Annotated in this window: 15 protein-coding genes; 8 read left to right on the forward strand and 7 right to left on the reverse strand. The window is 42.9% G+C overall.

The genetic code is table 11. From position 1 onward, the window contains the following. Positions 1–43: 43 nt before the first annotated feature. Positions 44–628, forward strand: coding sequence for a carboxymuconolactone decarboxylase family protein (locus Q3A68_RS05505; protein WP_302900055.1), 585 nt, complete (start codon positions 44–46; stop codon positions 626–628). A gap of 46 nt (positions 629–674) precedes the next feature. Here the strand turns inward: Q3A68_RS05505 and Q3A68_RS05510 are convergent, their stop codons facing one another. The 5 genes from Q3A68_RS05510 to Q3A68_RS05530 form a co-directional block, all read right to left on the reverse strand. Further along, entirely contained in the window at positions 675–1490 is an 816-nt protein-coding gene (locus tag Q3A68_RS05510; RefSeq protein ID WP_302900056.1) for a glycerophosphodiester phosphodiesterase family protein, read from the reverse strand. Between the two features lie 4 nt (positions 1491–1494). Next, positions 1495–2607: an alkaline phosphatase family protein gene (locus Q3A68_RS05515; RefSeq protein WP_302900057.1), complete on the reverse strand. Its 1113-nt coding sequence runs from the start codon at positions 2605–2607 to the stop codon at positions 1495–1497. 152 nt (positions 2608–2759) lie between these two features. After that, the gene (locus Q3A68_RS05520; protein ID WP_302900058.1) at positions 2760–4343 is read right to left on the reverse strand and encodes a SusD/RagB family nutrient-binding outer membrane lipoprotein; all 1584 of its coding nucleotides are present in this window, start codon (positions 4341–4343) and stop codon (positions 2760–2762) included. A 37-nt stretch (positions 4344–4380) separates the two neighbouring features. Then, positions 4381–7656, reverse strand: coding sequence for a SusC/RagA family TonB-linked outer membrane protein (locus Q3A68_RS05525; protein WP_302900059.1), 3276 nt, complete (start codon positions 7654–7656; stop codon positions 4381–4383). A 227-nt stretch (positions 7657–7883) separates the two neighbouring features. Beyond that, entirely contained in the window at positions 7884–8465 is a 582-nt protein-coding gene (locus Q3A68_RS05530) for a phosphonate degradation HD-domain oxygenase (protein ID WP_302900060.1), read from the reverse strand. Between the two features lie 164 nt (positions 8466–8629). Between Q3A68_RS05530 and Q3A68_RS05535 the strand changes: the two genes are divergently transcribed. The 7 genes from Q3A68_RS05535 to Q3A68_RS05565 all read left to right on the forward strand — a co-directional run bounded on the left by Q3A68_RS05535 (position 8630) and on the right by Q3A68_RS05565 (position 17964). Further along, the gene (locus Q3A68_RS05535; RefSeq protein WP_302900061.1) at positions 8630–9205 is read left to right on the forward strand and encodes a helix-turn-helix domain-containing protein; all 576 of its coding nucleotides are present in this window, start codon (positions 8630–8632) and stop codon (positions 9203–9205) included. Between the two features lie 172 nt (positions 9206–9377). Continuing rightward, positions 9378–10064, forward strand: coding sequence for an HAD hydrolase-like protein (locus Q3A68_RS05540; protein ID WP_302900062.1), 687 nt, complete (start codon positions 9378–9380; stop codon positions 10062–10064). A gap of 2 nt (positions 10065–10066) precedes the next feature. After that, the gene (locus Q3A68_RS05545) at positions 10067–11380 is read left to right on the forward strand and encodes a DUF5690 family protein (protein WP_302900063.1); all 1314 of its coding nucleotides are present in this window, start codon (positions 10067–10069) and stop codon (positions 11378–11380) included. Positions 11381–11466: 86 nt separating this feature from the next. Next, positions 11467–12591, forward strand: coding sequence for a TIGR03364 family FAD-dependent oxidoreductase (locus tag Q3A68_RS05550; RefSeq protein WP_302900064.1), 1125 nt, complete (start codon positions 11467–11469; stop codon positions 12589–12591). A gap of 130 nt (positions 12592–12721) precedes the next feature. After that, complete coding sequence (locus Q3A68_RS05555) at positions 12722–15283, forward strand: phosphocholine-specific phospholipase C (protein ID WP_302900065.1); 2562 nt, start codon at positions 12722–12724, stop codon at positions 15281–15283. A 168-nt stretch (positions 15284–15451) separates the two neighbouring features. After that, a complete protein-coding gene (locus tag Q3A68_RS05560; RefSeq protein ID WP_302900066.1) occupies positions 15452–16981 on the forward strand; it encodes a glycoside hydrolase family 27 protein in 1530 nt (509 codons plus the stop codon). Then, complete coding sequence (locus tag Q3A68_RS05565) at positions 16978–17964, forward strand: zinc-dependent alcohol dehydrogenase family protein (RefSeq protein ID WP_302900067.1); 987 nt, start codon at positions 16978–16980, stop codon at positions 17962–17964. The genes Q3A68_RS05560 and Q3A68_RS05565 overlap by 4 nt, the downstream gene beginning before the upstream one ends. Here Q3A68_RS05565 and Q3A68_RS05570 read toward each other — a convergent pair whose 3' ends face one another. Beyond that, positions 17965–18555, reverse strand: a complete 591-nt coding sequence (locus Q3A68_RS05570; RefSeq protein WP_302900068.1) for a cysteine hydrolase family protein — start codon at positions 18553–18555, stop codon at positions 17965–17967. A 110-nt stretch (positions 18556–18665) separates the two neighbouring features. Further along, entirely contained in the window at positions 18666–20183 is a 1518-nt protein-coding gene (locus tag Q3A68_RS05575) for a PAS domain-containing sensor histidine kinase (RefSeq protein WP_302900069.1), read from the reverse strand. Between the last annotated feature and the right edge of the window lie 16 nt (positions 20184–20199).

Below are 20199 nucleotides of genomic sequence, written 5' to 3' on the forward strand. Positions count from 1 at the left end.
TCACTTTTTGCGGGGATTTTTTATTCCTTCTATTCTCAAAATCATGAGCGAAACAACAGAAATAACCAACGAAATATTAGAAGCCTTAGGTATCGATAACGATTACCGTACCGAAAGTCTTGAATTACTTGAAAAAGGAGAATCACGTTATTTGCGTGACCTGAAACTGAACTTAACCAGCACACTTACTTCGGAGCACTTGAGTACAAAAGAATGCGCTTTGATCGGCCTCTCATCTGCCATAAACAATAACAACAAAGTATTAACACAATTCTTTACCCGCTATGCTGAAGAGCAGGGCGCTACCACTGCCGAAACCGCTGAAGCAACGGGGTGTGCATCATTATTGGCATCAAATAATATATTTTATCGTTTCCGTCACTTTACGCAAAAGGAAAAATACAGCCAGATACCGGCACGTATCCGCATGCAGATTATGATGAAGCCGGTAACCGGAAAGGAGTTTTTTGAACTGATGAGCCTGGCCATTTCTGCCATCAACGGCTGCGAAATGTGTGTGAATGCTCACGAAGACTCATTAATAAAAATGGGGACCACCGAAGAACGTATTTTTGATGCGGTGAGAATAGCATCATTGGTAACCTCAGCCGGGAAGATAATATTCTAACATTATCCTGATATAGGAAAAGTGCCGCTTGATGAAAGCGGCACTCTTATCTCAGCCCTTTCCCTTCCAGATATTTGATCAAAGCAGCCGGATGATCTGTTTGCAGGCCCTTAAAACCTAACGCAATAGCCGTATCCCAATTCTTGTCTTCATCTTTACTTTGGATATCCGGCCATACGGGTATATTCTGATCTATGGCATATTGTAGCATCTCTTTGGTATATTCCTTCCAACCTCCATCCAAAATATCGGGTTTTACCTGGTTGATGAAGGTTTTCATCCCTTCCACGTCTTTTACGCTATTTGGCATGCTGAACATTAAGGGCATATCAGGGGCAAGGTGTCTCCAATCTATAAACTGCTGGATGCCGTTGATATAAACCAACACCTGCTTTTCCATACCATACTTTTTAAGCATAGCATAAGTAGCCGATACCGACGCGTTTTTGAAATCGATGTAGATGTAGATCTTATCCTTACAAAGTTTCAGGATTTCTTCAAAAGTGGGCACACGATAAACGGTCTTATCTAGACTGTCGCGGTTTTTAACCTGTAGCTGTTCAATCTCAGATAAAGTCATATCCTTAATAACACCTTTGGTGCTCGTCATCCGGTTAACGGTGCCGTCATGCATACTTACCAAAGCGCTATCTTTTGTGGTGCGAAGATCAATCTCCACATAATCCGCACCGTTTTTTATTGCCTCGGCATAAGCAGCTAATGTATTTTCAGGATATATTACATGATCTCCCCGATGGCAGATCACTATAAATTTATGGCGGGCTTTTGGTGCAGGATTAGGTTGCGCATTTGAATCGACCCAGGCAAGGCAGGCGATTAACAATATTAAAAATCTTCTCATTTAATTATTTACCCAAAACAGGTTTGTCTTTGATCATCACAGACGAAATGGCGTCGCCTACTTCATGGTTTGCTGAGCCCTTAAAATCGTAACCCAGCAACTGTGCAATTGTTTGGGCCAATTGTTTATGGTAAGTGATAGTCTGCGTTTTTATGATACCATCATGCGGCGTATCCGGACCGATCACTGCAAACCATGTTTGTTCCGAGTTTTTTACTCCTGCACCATGATTTCTCCATGCATCGATATTTGTATCTCCCCGGCCATGATCACAAGTAATGATCAATGTAGTTTTGTTTTTATAAGTTGGATCAGATTGTATGTATTCCCACAATTCCTTCAGATAAGCATCTTCCTGATGAGCCTGAGTGAGGTACATTTTATAATTACCGGCATGTGCCATGTCATCAGTTTCATCAAAAGCCAGGTAAAGCACACGTGGTTTATATTCCTTAAGGTATTCTTTACCAAACTCGTAGGTCATAAAGTCTATTCGCGTGTCACCTAAATAATGTGGCGCTTTATGCTGCATTTCGTTCAGATATTTTAATCGGTCGTCTGCTTTTGCATCCTCGAAATTTGTATAGCCTGCATTAACCTTCAACCCCGAACGGTTCACATTAAATATTGCTGGGAATGCCTCCCACGAAGCAAAAACCGCCACTTTACTTTCAAATCCTTTTTGCTTATCAAGGTATTCAAAAATGCTTGTATTAGGGTTTGGTACCGGATTATTACTGTTCACTCTGACGTCAGGAAAACCGGTAAATATTTCGTTATAGCCCGGATACGAGAAATGATACTGATTGGCTACTTCATCGCAATTTCCCAGGTCACGATCGCCGTATAACTGTCCTTCGTTTGCCATTGTCGACCACATGAAAGGCATTAATAGTTTGCGACGTTCTTCAGGTGTTTCGGCCCAGAATTTTTTGCGTATATCAGCTTTTGTATCCGTATATTTTGAGTTGGTGAGGGCAGAGTCGGCACCACGATACAACTCCTGCCAGCGAAACCCATCTAACGTAACTACCACTATATTCTGTGTCCGGTGGTTCTGTGCAAAAAGTTCCGGAACAATTAAAAGAGCTATGAACACCAAACCAAGCTTCTTCATAAACAATTGTTTTTTAGCAGGTAAGAACAAAAAAAAGTAATAAACCCTATTAATGCTGCAAAAATAAAGGCGGGATATTAAGCCCACCTTTATTGAAATTTAATTTAATAGTTGTTGGTAATTTATCAGTTGTTAATAATTATTACCCACGGTTATTTTAGGATCCACATCACTTGATAGATATCATCCTTGCCGCCAAATTGGCTTTGAACTGCTGCGTCATAATTTGCCTTATTTGCGCTCCGCTCATTCACAGGATATTGATATCTAAGGGGAATAGTAAATTGTGCATCATTAGTATTACCCGGGCCGGCACTGAATGCAGGCACGCCAGTACGGCGCCACTGGTAATAGGCTTCCAGTCCGGAATTACGGGCGAAAGCCAAATATTTTTGAGTCAAAATTTGATTGCGACCACTTGCGTTATTACCCGCGTATTTAACAGCTGCCTGGTTATAGTAGCTACTATAGCTAAAATTAACCTGGTATGAGATATCGTCACCTAATAAGCCACCGCTTTTTTGGAACGTTACTGTATTTGCACCATCGTTAACACCGTAAAAGCCCAAATCAGTATATATTCCGTTTTGATACCAGGTTTCAGCGTTACCGCCTACCCAACCAAGGTTAATTGCTTCTGCAATATTAAAACACATTTCGGGGTAGCCAATAATAAATGTGTTTTCGCCTGTAAGCGTTTCGTAATAACGGTGGCGGCCGATAAGCGACAACTTACCCGCTTGTATCAGGTTAGTCATAGTACTTTGGTCCTGGCCTGACAGCCCCCCCACAAATGATTTGTAAGAAGTATCCGCAAACCCCAACCCACGCGCCGGTTCAGCAACCATCATTACGCGCAAATCATTTAATGATGACAAGGTATTAATATAAGTTGCCGCTGTATTATAACGGGTCGCGTCATTACCAAAATTACGCGGGCTATTTGGATAAATACTGAACACCCCATCATACACATATTGTAAATTGTCGCTCATTGAAGTTAATAGAGGATATTTAACCGGATCGGCCATAATTGCTGAAAACTGTCCTGCAACATTCAAATCAGCATCTGCAGTTTTTTTGCTCAAAACGATAAGTACCCGTAAATGAAAAGCATTAACAACCTTTTGCCATTTGGTAAGGTCGCCGTTAAAATAGAAATCATATTTGCTGTCAACCACATACGTTCCTTGGGTGATTTTATTTACCGCATTCATTTCACCCAGGTCTTTATTCGCATCTTCAAGCAAAGCCAAACAGTTTATGAATATTTGTTTTTGGGTGTCATAAGCAGGAGTTGGATTCTTCAATCCCTGTAATGCCTGCGTCATGGGCACATCCCCAACCTTCAGTGTCATATCCACAAAAAAGTAAGCCCTGAAAAACTTCGCCAAAGCCAGATAAGGTTTTGCTAAAGTTGGGCTTAGTTTATTTGATTCAGCCTCCATTGCCACAACATTGTTAAGGGTGTTGTAGTCTAAGCTAGCGCTACCGGTCCAATACCTGTTGTTGTCGTAATAAGTGTAATTACAAGCTGTAAACTGATTTTGCCTTTCAACCTGGCTGAAAGGAGCACTATACATATCAGTTTCAATATTAGGCAGCAATAGCGCCGGAGAAAGGCCTGTTATTGGCAAGTTCTTATTTTTGACCGCTTCGTCAAATTCCTTTTTACAACCTGATGCCGTGATCAGGATAGCTAAGGAAGCCAGTATCTTTAATTTTAATGATTTCATTTTCAATTTTTTAATAGTCGTTACTAAATATTTTCGCTTAGAAAACAACATTTAAGTTAATCCCATAACTTCTGGTAGTGGGTGTCTGCAGATTATATTCCCTGTTTGCATTTCCATTAATATCACGGCCAGGATACTGATCAACATCAATATCTTTATACCCCTTTTTAAAGAAGTATAACAAGTTGCGTCCCACCACAGAAAATTCAACTTTTTGTAATGATAATTTATTTACAAATTCCTTTGGAAGGGCATAACCAATCACCACTTCTCTGAGTTTTGCATAGGTTTTGCTGATCACCGTATGCTGCGGGTCGTTATAAAAATTATTTACATAATCCTGCACATATTTTACCGGGGTAACATTTGGCGAAAATTTTACCTGGCTGTAATTAGTAATCACGCCAGTGATGGGATCGAATTGTATATCCGGACTTCCCGCAGCAACCGTCACACCATCATGCCCCAACATCGGCGTTCCGTCAGAATAGACCGCTCCTTTGAATCCTGGATCACCCCAATGTTGTGATTCATACAAACGGGCTGCTCCTATCACACCTTCATCAGTTACCTGTCCGCGGCCGCCTTCAACAAGCTTCCGGTACACACGATCCTGGATTTTGCCACCCACCATACCGTCAAATTGGAAAGACAGTGTAAAGCTTTTGTACCTGAACTTGTTGTTAATTGCCCAGCTAAAATCAGGGTCAGCATTACCTAAATATTGCGCAACTGGGAGGTACCTCGGCAGGCCTGATGCATCATGTATGACTTTACCATCAGGTGTTTGGGCTTCCATGGCGCCATAGAGTTTATCAACACGGTCGCCAATATGGAAAAATTGATTGTATACAGTTAATCCCGGAGGGAAAGCGTCATACACCTCTTTGTAAGTGCTCACATTTAGTAAAACATCCCATTTAAAGTCCTGAGATGTTATTGGAGTGCCATTAATAGAGATTTCATAACCGGTTCTTTTTGTCGCGAACCCGTTCGTTAAAAATGACTGGTCACTGCCATTGGTCTCTGATAATTGTTGAGAGAAAATCTGAGGACCATCCTTGTAAACAAAATAGGTACCGCTCAAACCTAATCTGTCCCTTAAAAACCTCATCTCAAAACCACCTTCGTAGTTACTACGTGTGCTAGGTTTTAACTTTGGATCTACAGAGTTGGTAGGGGCTGATGCTGCAGTAATGTTCCCATAAGATTTCCCTAACACATAAGCTGGCTGCGAAGTTGTATAGTTAGGCCCACCATAAGTGGTTTGATAAGGAGTACCATAGCCAACTGGATAACCTGCAGGACCTATGTATGGAGAGGTCCCCCCATCTTTAACATTTGCATAACTCGCTCTCAATTTAAAGAACGATATTGCGTCGGGAAGCTTGATATAATCAGAGATTGGGGTACTGATACTTACTGACGGATAAAAAAACGACTGGTTTTGCAGAGCCGAAGATTTCTCTGAACGCGCCGTTGCCGCGATTGTAAAATAGTTTTTATAAGAAATGTCCGCTGATCCGTAAACACTGGTCGTTATCAGGTCTGAATCAAAATTATAGGCTCTTAGCGGATTAATTGTGTTTTGGAAAGTGTAAACATCATGGATCAATAACTCATCTGTCGATACAAAGCTTGATGTATATTTCAGAGTGCGCAAAGTACCGCCGGCAAGGGCGTTAATAGTAACCCCACTGTTCACTATGTTATTAAAATTATACTTTAACAACAGGTCGGTATTATTTTCAAACAGGTCCCTTCTGTCTTCACGATAATTACCATGGTTGTGTTCGTCGCCATAAGGGTGCGCTGAGAATGGCTCTTTTTCCGTCCTTAAAACATCATAAGTAGTAATGTTTGAGCGCAATGTAATATCAAAGTCTTTATTAGGGCTGTAGGTAAATGCACCCCAACCATAAATATCATTTTTGTAGTGGCCATGTAACCATTCATAGCTCTGGAACCAAGGGTTATGATAACGTTTGTATTCCACAAATAATGATTGGATACCTTCTTTTCCTGGCTGCCAGTAATTGCGCACCTGGTTTATATTCCAGTCAGCACCTGTCCAAATGTCAACGTTGTAGATTATACTGTTGGGCCCATAAGTTACGTCAGGAATATTGTCAGTGAATTGGCGGTTATAGTTAAGGTTACCCTCAACTTTAAACTTTTTACTAAAATTATATCCTGCCAGAATATTAAAGTTAACAGTATTTACCCCTGTATTAGGCGTAATACCGCGCTGATAACCGTGTGTAACCGACATACGAACATTTGACTTTTCTGATGTAGACGAAATGGCTATGTTATTGCTGGTTAATACACCTGTTTGTAAAAAGCCTTCCAGGTTATTTACACCACGCGCAACCCATGGCGTAGGTTTTATATGTCCTGTAAATGTTGATCCATCCAAAAATGTAGTGGTATAGGTTTTAGTAGGATCATTCACGCCGTCATATTGCGGAAGTAACAAACCTGCGTTTAAACGTGGGCCCCAAACATCATAGTCGCCATCATTTACGCCACCACCTGCTCCGTCCCCAAAAGCGTATTTGTCATTATCACCACCGCCATAATTATTTTGTACTTTAGGTATGGCAATAAACCCTTTGTTGAACTGTGTGCTGGAGTTTAATTCAACGGTAAATCCCCTTTTTTCGGCTTTACCTCTTTTTGTTGTAATCAATATAGCTCCATTAATACCTCTACTGCCATATAGGGCTGCTGCTGTAGGCCCCTTTAGTATGGTATAGCTATCGATATCATCGGGATTAATATTGTGCGTATCAGAATTAATAGGAATACCATCAACGACATAAAAGTTAATTGGAGAACCGCGCAATAGCACAACCGGAGACGCGAGCAATTCCTGGTTTATGCCTACGTTTAAGCCGGCAATTTTACCGGTTAGACCGTTAATCGGATCTGCTTCACGCGCCTTGATGAGTTCTGCACCTTTGATCTCCTGTACAGAATATCCAAGCCGTTTAGTTTCTTTTTTGATACCAAGCGCGGTTACAACAACCTCGTTAAGCACTTTGCTTTCGGCTTTGAAGTTGACATTGTATGTGGTTTCATCACCTACAGTTACTACCTGTTGTGAATAACCTACATATTTAAAAATAAGGACTTGCCCTTTACTGGCATTAATAGAATAATGCCCATTGACATCTGTAACGGCGCCGACTGCGGTACCTTTGACAAGGACACTGACTCCCATCATAGGCTGCTGGTTTTCATCGGTTACCACACCGGCGATTTTGGTTTGCCCGAATGAGAGTACCGGGGCAAGGAATAATAACGTCATCGTTATCATTGTCCTTAAGTGAATGTAAAGCTGCTTCATCTGTGAATTAATTAGGTGAGAAGGATATTTTTCATGCAGCAATACTAAACTTAGTTTATTATTTGTAAACTAAGTTAATATTAAGGAAAGCTTAAGATTATGTCTTAAACACGTTAAGGAGGGTAGTTTATGTAACAGCTGAGTTACAATCGACTTACAATTATTTAATATTCGGCAGAGGCACCGAATTAGTTATTATCATAAAGATGGTTTAACGCCAACGATTTCAGATGTTCCAGATCCTGAACTGGAACATTCATTTCTTTAGCCTGATCGTCCCAATAACGTAGCTTGATAAACAACTCAGCATCAGGGTGATTTTCAAATTCGATCGCTTCCTCATCAGTCATGCGTCCTCCCTGGAATTCAAGGGTAGCCTTACTGGCATCGGACAATTTATTATAATATTCAGGGTATTTATAAGTAAGGTATCTTTTGGCGATAACATGGCTTTCGACCAAAGTGGCAAGCCGTTCAGAGAAGCCTCGCTCCCGCAAATAGTCAGCGCCTAATTTCTCATGGTCAACATTTCCAAAACCATCCATGCTCTCGGCTTCGGCCTGTTCGGCACATAAATGGCCGATGTCATGAAAAAATGCGGCTAAAATAACTTCGTCATCAAAACCTTCTTCCTCAGCCAATACAGCCGCTTGCGACATGTGCTCTAATTGGGACACCGGTTCGCCTATATAATCTTCGTCGCCATGCTTTTCATACAGAGCGAACACTTCTTCAACAATATCTTCAGGTGTAGTTGCGGCGCGGTTCATAGACATATAGGTTATGACACAAATAAAAGTATCAGATATTATTAAATTATTAAATTTTCATGATTGATTCACCTATCCCGATTAAATTGCCTTTTATTGCAAACCAATTTTTAAAGTTCTATTTTGGAATACCATTATAAATATACCAACGTTTACTTGTTTCTATGGAAGATGATATACTGATCCAAATTAGTAACCGGATAAAGGAGCGCAGGCGCGAACAAAATATTACTGTACAAGAGCTGGCCAGCCAGGCAAATGTAAGTAAGGGCCTAATTTCCCAGATTGAAAATAGCCGCACCATACCATCTTTGATGGTGCTGATCGATATAATCAGGGCGCTGAATATTGACCTGAATGAGTTCTTTAAAGATATGCGGACAAAAACCAATGCATCGCCTGTGTTGATAAAACGGAAGGACGAGTATGACCATTTTGAAAAAGAGTATGCCATTGGATTTCATTACAAACGGATATTCACCAGGTTCATTGATCATTCTACTGTAGATATTGTGATCCTTGAGCTGGCGCCAAACGCAACACGGCCGCTGGTTGAAACTGATGCTTTCGAATACAAGTACATCATATCCGGCCAGATAGAATACCAGATAAACGGAGATAGAATACTTTTAGGCCCAGGTGATTCTTTACTGTTCGACGGGCGCATACCCCATACCCCAGTCAACATGAGCGATGAAACAGCCAGTATGCTGGTTGTCTATTTTTTTGAGGAGAAGTAGGTTAGAGATTAGAGGTTAAAGATTAGAGATCAGTAACCACGCGGCGATTTTTCCCAATCTCTAGTCAACTAATCTTTAATCTTTAAAAAGACAATTAATCAAACCTTAACACTAAATTAGTTCGATATTAATAAACTAAGTTTAGTATTGCTGAACTTTTATATCCTACTATATGTCCATTAAATTAGTTGTTTTTGATATAGCCGGCACTACTGTTAAGGATGATCACAATGTAAGCAAGGCCTTTAAAGCTGCGCTGGCAAAATATAACTATGATGTTCCGCTGGAATTGATCAACCCGCTAATGGGGTATGAGAAAAATCTGGCTATTACCCAAATGCTTCATTTGCATGAGCCGGACACATCAAAGATCACTCCCGAATTGGTCAATGAAATACACCGCGAGTTTGTAAAGCAAATGATCCACTTTTACAAATTTGAGCCGGGTATTGAGCCACTCCCAAATGTTGAAGAAACCTTTGCTGCTTTGCATGACGCCGGTGTTCTGGTAGGTATAAATACGGGCTTCTCAAAAGACATTGCCGAAACGGTAGTGAATCGCCTGCAATGGCGCGAGAAAGGCCTGATCGATTACCTAATCGGTTCTGATGAAGTAGCGCTTGGCCGCCCTCATCCGTTCATGATACAGAAAATAATGCAAGAAAGTGCCATTACTGATCCGCTTGAAGTGGCAAAGGTCGGCGATACCGAAGTTGATGTTCGTGAAGGCCAAAGTGTGGGTTGCAAATATGTTATCGGCGTTACAACCGGTATATTTACAAGAGAAGAACTGGCAGGATACCACCCAACTCATATTATCGACAACATCGCTGAAGTACTGGATATCATCAAACAATAAGCATGAAATTGATTGATCAGTGCAGACAAAAAGTAGCCAAATGGCCTTATGGGCTGTTGTCGGTAATGGCTGCTATCTCGTCTTTCGGAGCATATACTTGTATGTATGCTTTCCGTAAGGCATTTGCCGCCGGCACGTTCAGCGGTCTTCAATATCTTCATATCGATTATAAAGTATGGCTGGTGATCACTCAGGTTATTGGCTACACCTTAAGTAAATTCTACGGCGTCAAATTCATTTCCGAATTAAAACCGGGACAAAGAGCAAAATACATTTTGATGCTGATCGGCATAGCCTGGGCAGCCTTATTGTTTTTCTCTATAGTTCCAGCACCATATAATATAATTTGTCTATTTATTAATGGGTTTCCGCTTGGATTGATATGGGGATTGGTATTCGGCTACCTGGAAGGGCGTAAATCAACTGAGTTTATGGCAGCAGTTTTATCTATCAGTTTAATATTTGCCTCAGGTTTTGTGAAGACCGTTGCCCGGATGCTGATAAGTTCATTTCACATCAGCGAATACAGCATGCCCTTCATTACAGGAGCTTTATTCGTAATCCCCTTGCTGCTGTTTGTTTTCATGCTTGAATTGATGCCCCCTCCAACGCCAGAGGATATCCGCCTGCGCACCAAACGCTTGCCGATGGATGCAGCCGAACGTAAAAGCTTTTTGCAGAGATTTTTGCCGGGCATTATCCTTACGCTTATCATTTATGTGCTGCTCACTATCATGCGCGATGTTCGCGACAGTTTTGAAGTCGAAATATGGAACAGCATGGGCATAAAGGACAACACGATCTATACCAAAATTGATACCATCATATCAGTAATTGTACTGATCGCGATGAGCTTACTCATTTTGATTAAGAGAAACCTGAAAGCATTCAGTTTGATCCACATCATGATCATTTCCGGCTGTGTGCTTATTGGTATAGGGACCGTCTTGTTTACTTTTAACCTGATCAGTCCTATGGTTTGGATGACTCTTGCAGGGCTGGGGCTTTACATGGGATATGTGCCCTATAACGCCGTCTTCTTCGAACGCTTATTGGCATCCTTCCATTACAAAGGCAATGTGGGCTTTTTAATTTATGTAGCTGATTCCATGGGATATTTGGGCAGCGTGAGCGTGCTTTTAGTAAAAGAGCTGGGGCAACCAAGTGTAAGCTGGGGCGTATTTTTTAAAGACAGCGTGCTGGCGGTAGCGGTTATAGGCGGTATATGCGCAACATTATCGTTATTATACTTTATGCGAAGCGCCCGGAAAGATAAACTGGATCAGCAAGGACAACTGAATATTTTACCTGTATGAGGACCATCATGAGCCGCCCCGCACGAAGTGAACAACAAAACGGCTCCTGATCGCTTTCATCACCATTAAAAAAACAAATCATTCCGATGAAAAACTCTTCGGCCATAGTTATTGGCGCCGGAATCGTGGGCCTCGCTACTGCCCGCGCATTAGCTATAAGAGGCTACCGTGTCACCGTTTTTGAACGCAACGAACGTGCTGTTGGCGCATCTATCCGCAACTTTGGGATGGTGTGGCCCATCGGTCAGCAAACAGGTCCGATGTTTGAGCGAGCTATGCTGACGCGAAGCATTTATAAAGCAATATGTACTGAAGCTAACATCTGGCACAATGAGGTAGGTTCGTTACACTTGGCTTATCACAACGACGAGCTACAGGTAATAGCCGAATATGTTGAGGCGAATAAGCAATACCGCGATTGCGCTTTACTCACACCCAAGCAGGCTTTGGACAAATCGCCTGCCGTTAACCCTGATGGTTTAAAAGGCGCTTTATGGAGCGGCGAAGAAATGATCATCGAGTCGAGGGTTGCGGTTGGACAAATTGCAGCTTATTTGGCCGAAAAACATGGCGTAGATTTTCACTGGAACACAGCTATCAATAAAATAGAATACCCTTCAGTATTTTCGGGCGAACGCAGCTGGCGGGCAGATGAAATATTCGTTTGCAGCGGCGCGGATTTTGAGTCTTTATACCCGGCCTTGTTTTTGGAGACAAAGATTACCAAATGCAAACTGCAAATGATGCGTTTGGTAGCTCAACCCGACGGCTGGCGTATTGGCCCGTCGTTATGTGGTGGTTTATCCATGATCCACTATCCTGGTTTCCAGATCGCACCGTCACTGCCGGCGCTACGCAAAAGATACGAAGAGCAATATGGCGAATATCTGAAATGGGGCATCCACGTAATGGTTTCTCAAAATGGCGGTGGCGAACTTACTATCGGCGATTCGCATGAATATGGCCTGGTGCACGATCCATTCGATAAAACATTTATTAATAACCTGATAACCGATTACTTACATACATTCGCCAATTTTAAGGACTGGCAACTGATGCAGTCGTGGCATGGCATTTATCCCAAAATGATGAATGGCCAAACCGAGCTGATCGTTGAAACAGAACCGGGGGTGACCGTGATCAACGGGCTAGGGGGTAACGGCATGACCTTATCCTTCGGGCTTTGCGAGCAGTTTTTTGCTTCTCGTTAGTTGCAAAAGTTGTAAGAGTTAAAAAGGTTGTAAATGTAAAGCATTTGAAATAATCTTGTAAATTATAACCTCGTTTCTACAACGTTTATAACCAATACAGCATCTACAACCTTTAAAACAAACATAGGAAATGAGCGACTCAAGAAGAGATTTTCTAAAAAAAGCAGCTTTACTAGCTGGGGCAACCGGATTGGCTAATATCATCCCCGTTTCCATTCAAAAAGCAATGGCCATCAATGCTCCCGAAGGAAGCACTTATATGGACGCCGAACATATCGTGATACTGATGCAGGAAAACCGCTCTTTCGATCATACTTATGGTACACTGCAGGGTGTCCGTGGCTATAATGACCCACGTGCTATTGATTTGCCTAACAAAAACAAAGTATGGTTACAATCGAACGCCGAAGGTGAAACCTATGCACCTTTTCACCTGGATATAAAAAATACAAAAGCTACCTGGATGAGCTCGCTGCCGCACTCTTGGGCCAACCAGGTAAACGCCCGCAATGATGGCAGATATGACCAATGGCTGAATGTGAAAAAGAACGGCATTAAGGAATACAGTCACATACCACTCACAATGGGCTTCCACAACCGTGAAGATATCCCATTTTATTATGCACTGGCCGATGCGTTTACTGTTTGCGACCAGAATTTTTGTTCATCACTAACAGGTACAAACCCCAACAGGCTTTATTTTTGGACCGGTACCATACGCCCTGAACAGCACGAAAACTCAAGGGCGCATGTATGGAACGATGATATGGATTACGGCACTTTAAGATGGAAGACTTTTCCTGAACGCCTGGAAGAGAATGGCATCTCGTGGAAATGCTACCAGAATGAAGTAGCCATCGATACCGGTTTTGAAGGCGATGAAGACCCGTGGTTATCGAATTTTCAGGATAACCCACTAGAGTTTTTCGGACAATATAATATCCATCTGCATCGGAAGCACATTGAAGCGCTGGAAAAAAGATCGGCCCGGTTACCGCAAAAAATCGACGAGCTTCAGAAAAAGATCGCTTCGCTGCCTGCAGGTGATGCCCACATCGATCACCTGAAACATGAGCTGAAAGATCTGCAGAACTATCTGACCAGCGTAACCAGAGAAAAAGAATTATACAAAGCGGGTCAGTTTGAGGCTTTATCAGATCATAAAAAAGCTTTACATAAAAAAGCCTTTGCTACTAACGCTAATGATCCTGATCATCGCGAGCTGATCACTTTAAAATATAACGACAACGGCACCGAACGTGAAATGCAGGTTCCAAAAGGCGACGTGTTGTACCAATTCAGGGATGATGTCAAAAATGGCAAATTGCCAACGGTGGCATGGGTTACTGCGCCTGAACGTTTCAGCGACCACCCTAGCTCGGCATGGTATGGTGCCTGGTACGTATCGGAAGTATTGGACATCCTGACACAAAACCCCGAAGTATGGAAGAAGACCATCTTCATCCTGGCCTACGATGAAAATGATGGTTATTTCGATCATGTGCCGCCGTTTACTGCTCCGCACTCCCGAAGACCTGAAACGGGCAAGGTTTCAAAAGGTTTGGATACCAGAGTTGAATATGTAACACTTGAACAGGAAAAAGAGCGCAAGGGGTTTCCTGAGCCATTTGACCGCGAATGCTCTATCGGTCTTGGGTTCCGCGTGCCGCTGGTAATTGCATCCCCTTGGAGCAAAGGTGGGTATGTGAACTCGGAGGTGTTCGATCATACTTCTACTCTGCAATTTTTGGAGCATTTCTTATCCAAAAAAACAGGCAAGAAAATAACGGAAACCAACATCAGCGATTGGCGCAGAACTGTTTGCGGCGACCTAACCTCTGTTTTCCGGCCTTATCATAGTGATGTGATTAAAAACCCCGAATTTGTAAAGCGAGACCCATTTGTTGAAGGCATTCACAAAGCACAATTCAAAAAACTGCCAAACGATTACAAGCTTTTAACCAAAGAGGAAATTGCACAGGCTAACCATGCACCGCATAATTCGCCTTATTTGCCGAAACAGGAAAAAGGCACACGTCCGGCATGTGCCATCCCGTATGAGTTGCATGTGGATGGCAAGTTAAGTGCTGACAAAAAATCATTTGATATTGAATTTACTGCTGCCAACAAAATCTGGGGCGAGAAAGCCGTGGGTGCCCCTTTTAATGTATACGCTCCCGGAAGCTACAAACAAACTAATGGTAAATTCGAAAACCTGCGCACCTGGGCTTATGGCTTAACCGCAGGCGATACTTTAGCCGACAGCTGGCCAATAGAAGATTTTGAGGACAAGAATTATCATTTAAGAGTATACGGTCCAAATGGCTTCTACCGCGAGTTTAAAGGTAATGCCGGAGATCCATCTGTACACATCGGTTTTAGTTATCAACATGCACAACTCGATGGTAAAAAATTGACCGGCAATGTGATTGTTGAGATCAGCAATCAAACTGACAAACCACAAACTATTGAGGTTAAGGATAACGCTTATAATCTAAACAATCATCAGCGCGTAGTGGTACCTGTATCAGGCAAGGCTTTGATCATTTTAAACCTGGATAAAAGCCATCACTGGTATGATTTCAGCGTGAAAATAAACGGTCACAACGGATTCGAAAAACGTTATGCCGGCCATGTGGAAACAGGGCAAAGCAGTTATACCGATCCGCTAATGGGTGGCATGTTCGTCTGAGAAAGAAAAGAGTTCTAAGCTGCCCATGAAAAATGAGCAGCTTTTTTTGTGCCTAACTTATTGGTGTGATTGATGCATCCTGCAATAAATAAATTAGATTTGAATTGAGCATTTCTCTCTTTCAACCCGTCTATGTCAACATTTCGCCCAATAAAACCTTTTGTACTCATGCTATGCATGATTCTTACCCATACGCTCACCATTGCCCAGCAAAAACCGCAGATTAACAGCCCGGAGTTTTTTGGTGTGCGGACAGGGAAGCATTTCTTCTATGCCATCCCCATAAACGGATCGAGACCAATGGCGATAGAAGCAAAAAACCTACCTAAGGGTGTAAACTATGATAAAAAGAAAGGAATTATTTCAGGTAGCATTGCAGAGAAAGGCAAATACAGGATTGAAATAACCGCTTCAAATAAAAACGGTTTAGCAAAGAAATATTTTACAATCGCGGCAGGCGACCAATTGGCCCTGACACCACCTATGGGTTGGAGCAGTTGGTACAGCTATGGCCGAAAGGCAAAAGAAGCCGATATTTTAAAGACTGCTCAATTAATGAAGAAGTATGGGCTTGATCAATACGGTTGGAGCATACTGGAAATTGATGATCCATGGACTAACCAGCCTGACGATAAAGACCCGGTTTGGAAGCAGTTGAATAACAAATTAAACAAGGATGTTTATCAATATCACGAAGGACCAAATAATCTACCTGACCGGAAAGGAATTTTGCGTGATGGCAATGGGGAATTGCTGCCCAATCAGCATTATAAAAACATTGAGCAGACCGTAAAACAAATACATGAGCTCGGTTTTAAGGTGGGTATTTACAGTTCGCCGGGGCCGCTTACCTGTGGTGGAGTTGCCGGAAGCTATGGCCATGAATTGCAGGATGCTCAATATTTTGCCAAAGTGGGCTTTGATTACCTGAAATACGACTGGTGCAGCTACGGTGTATATGCCAAAGATAATTCTGAAGAAGAGCTAATGAAGCCCTACCTGCTCATGGGCAATGCATTAAAGGAACAGCCGAGAGATATCATCTTTTCGCTTTGCCAATATGGCATGGGTGATGTTTGGAAATGGGGTCATAAAACCGGCGGTCAGCTATGGCGCACGGGTGATGACGTACGGGATAACTGGGCATCAGTATACGCAGCATTTAAGAAACTGGCTGACAAATCAGAATATGTGCAGCCGGGCAGATGGAACGACCCCGATATCTTACAAATAGGCGCTGTAGGCGCTGAAAGCCGGGAAGGCAACAGCAATCACCTCACCAAAGAGGAGCAACGTACAGTAATGAGCATGTGGTGCCTGCTGAGTGCACCATTATTTATTGGAGCTAATGTGGAGCATATTGATCCGTTTACTTTATCGCTCCTAACCAATAACGAGGTCATCGCCGTTGACCAGGATGCCTTAGGCAAGGCGGCTAATCTTAAGCTTACGCTGGATAATAAAGTGGAAGTCTGGACCAAAGAGTTATATGATGGGCGGATAGCTATAGGGCTGCTCAACGCAACCGACACAGCACAAAACTTCGATTTCCAATTTTCGTCTATCGGTGCAGATTCCAGTTACTATGCACGCGATCTTTGGTATAAAAAGAATTTAGGCAAACAATTGAAAAGCCTGCCCTGTAAAATTCCACCGCACGGGATATTGCTGATCACCTTAAAAAAATTGCAAAAATGAAAGCGCTCGTATTAGAAAGCTTCAATACTCCTTATCAAATAAGAGAAATTGATAAACCAGTAGCAGGAAGAGGCCAGGTGTTGGTAAAAATTAAAGCCAGCGGCGTCAATCCGCTCGATATGAAGATCAAAAAGGGTCAGGCAGCACACGCAAAAGTCACATTGCCCGCTATACTAGGAATCGATATGGCCGGAGTAGTGGAAGGCGTTGGCGAGGATCTAACCACATTTAAACCCGGAGACGAAGTATATGGCATGACTGGTGGTGTGGGGGGAGTGGCTGGTTCATTAGCTGAATATGCCGCTGTTGACGCCAATTTGCTTGCTATTAAACCCAAAAATCTAAGTATGCGTGAAGCCGCGGCAATTCCTTTAATATTTATCACTGCCTGGGAGGGCTTGGTTGACCGGGCAAATGTTTCGGCAGGGAAAACAGTGCTGGTACATGGAGGCGCCGGAGGTGTGGGGCATATCGCTATTCAAATAGCCAAAGCCAAAGGAGCGACGGTTTTTAGCACAGTTGATCCGGCTAAAAATAAACTTATGGAAAGTTACGGCGCAACACCAATTGACTATACCAGTTTGACAGCTGAAGAATACGTTTTGAAATATACTAATGGCGAAGGCTTTGATATCGTATTGGATACCTTAGGCGGAACTACGCTGGATGGCTCATTTAAATCCGTTAAACAATATACGGGCCATGTGATCAGCATATTGGGTTGGGGCGCTCACAGCCTTGCAACATTATCTTTCAAAGGAGCAACTTATTCAGGGGTTTTTACTTTGTATCCGTTGATTTCAGGAAAAGGGCGGAAGCATCATGGCGAAATCATGCGGGAGGCCACAATACTTTCAGAAACGGGCAAGCTTGTTCCATTCCTCAATTCGGAACATTACACGCCCGCTACTATTGAAGATGCTTATAACGATATCGAAAACAATAAAGTCAAAGGAAAAACTGTGATTGATATCGCTTTTTGATTAGTCTTTATCCTTCCACTCATCAACTGTCAGCACATCAGCCTGACGCGGGAAAACTTTGGTAGTCAGCACGCGGTGCACTTCTTCATCGGCATCGCCACAGGCATCGGCTAAAACTGTCAATTGATAATCTTTATCTGCCGCTTCACGCAAGGTTGATAACACTACCCCGCTGGTGGCTATGCCAGTTAATACCATGTGACTGATGCCTAACGATCGCAACAACACTTCCAGGTCACTACCAGCAAAGGCGCTTATGCGACGTTTGACAACTATTATCTCTCCGGCTTGTGGTGCAAGATCAGGATGAATGGCCATATATTCCTGCATATTAACAGTGGAGAACCGATTTTTTGCTTCTGCGAAGATCTTGTTATTAAGATTGATCTCTGGCGCTCCCTTTCTGAAACCGACAACAACGTATATGATCGGAATCTCCTTCTGCCGTGCCACAGCAATAGCCTTAGTTGCCTTACTCAGCACAGTGGTTGCATCCGGCAGGTGCGACAAAATTCCGGACTGCATGTCCATTACTAAAAGAGCTGTTTTTTGTTCCATTTTGGCAGTGCGTTCTTCCGGGCTAAGTTCCAAAACATTTTGACCAAAAATTGTATCAAGCCGGAACAATTACGATAAAGTTACACTAATCGAGACTATGATCTTCATCGGTGCAGAAGTGCCTGTTCCTTTTTATCCTGATCTTAGTTGGATATTTGCAAAGGATGAGCCGGATGCAGAGGCAAACTGAACCAAAAGGTACTTCCCTTGCCCAGTTCGCTTTCTACCCATATCTTGCCCCCATGCCGGCTAATGATCTCATGCGAGAGATAAAGACCGATCCCCAAACCGGAAGTAACCGGGTTGACATCGTCTATCCTGTAAAAACGCGAGAAAATGTCTTTGAGCTTATCTGCTGCAATGCCCACGCCAAAGTCTTTTATGCCAATGGTCATATTTTCTGCGTCGTGGGCCAGGAATAGCTCAACGCGGTCGGTCCCTGGTGCGTAACGAATCGCATTACTCAGTAAGTTAATTATCACCTGTTCGATACGGTGGGAGTCGCCGCTGATGATCAGTTCGCTGATCGTTGTATGAAGCGTAAACTTAAATTGCGTATTCGAATAACTCAGCAATTCAAGGGTATCATCAACCACCTTTCGGATATCGAAAGCTTCCGTTGATAGCGGCAGCTTACCCGCTTCAATCTTGGAAACATCCAGCAGGTCGTCAACAAGTGCACCAAGCTTTTTGACCTGCAGTCTCGTCTTCGCCAGGAATTGTTGCCCCTTTTCGTTGCTGATCATCCGGCCGAGTATCTGCAGGTAACCGCTTATACTGGTAAGCGGCGTTCTTAGTTCATGACTGGCCAGCCCTATGAATTCATCTTTTTTATCATTTAATATCCTCACCTGTTCATAAAGGCGTGCCTTTTCTGCCTGCAACAATTGTTGTTCACTAATATCCCGAGCGATCTTGGAAGCACCTACGACCTTACCCTCGGTGTCTATTATAGGGGATATAGATAAAGAGAGCGGGACAAGGTGGCCGTCCTTAGCCTGGCGAAATGTATGAAAATGGTTAATCTTGTTGCCTTTGACAATCGCACTGATAATATGGTCTTCTTCAGGCAAACGGTCATGCGGTATGATCAGGGAAATATGCCGACCCAAAGCCTCTGCTTCGGTATAACCGAACATTTGCGTTGCCGCTTTATTCCAACTGGTGATAATCCCTTTCAGTGTTTTACTGATAATGGCATCGTCAGAGGTGGCGACAATAGCCGCCAGTACAGCCTGTTTCTCGTCTGCACGTTTCCGTTCGCTGATATCCCGGGCGATCTTAGAGGCACCGACGATAATCCCATCACGGTTGGTAATCGGCGATACCGAAAGTGATATCGGAACCAGCCTCCCGTCTTTGGCTTTCCGCACCGTTTCAAAATGATCAACCTTTTTGCCCTGCCTGATCTGGCTAATGATAAAAACTTCTTCGTCCAGCCGTTCCTCGGGGATGATCAGGGAAATATGCCGACCCAAAGCTTCGGCTTCGCAGTAACCAAACATCCTTTCCGCAGCCGGGTTCCAGCTCGTGATGATCCCATTTAGTGTTTTGCTGATGATCGTATCATCTGAGTTCGCGATGATCGACGCCAGAATCGCATTCTTTTGTGCGATAAGCAAGTTGGCAGTTGCCACAGGGTAGTTCTCGGTTTTATTCATCGATAATCAGTTAACA

The organism is Mucilaginibacter tolerans, from assembly GCF_030519375.1.
Taxonomy (GTDB): Bacteria; Bacteroidota; Bacteroidia; order Sphingobacteriales; family Sphingobacteriaceae; genus Mucilaginibacter.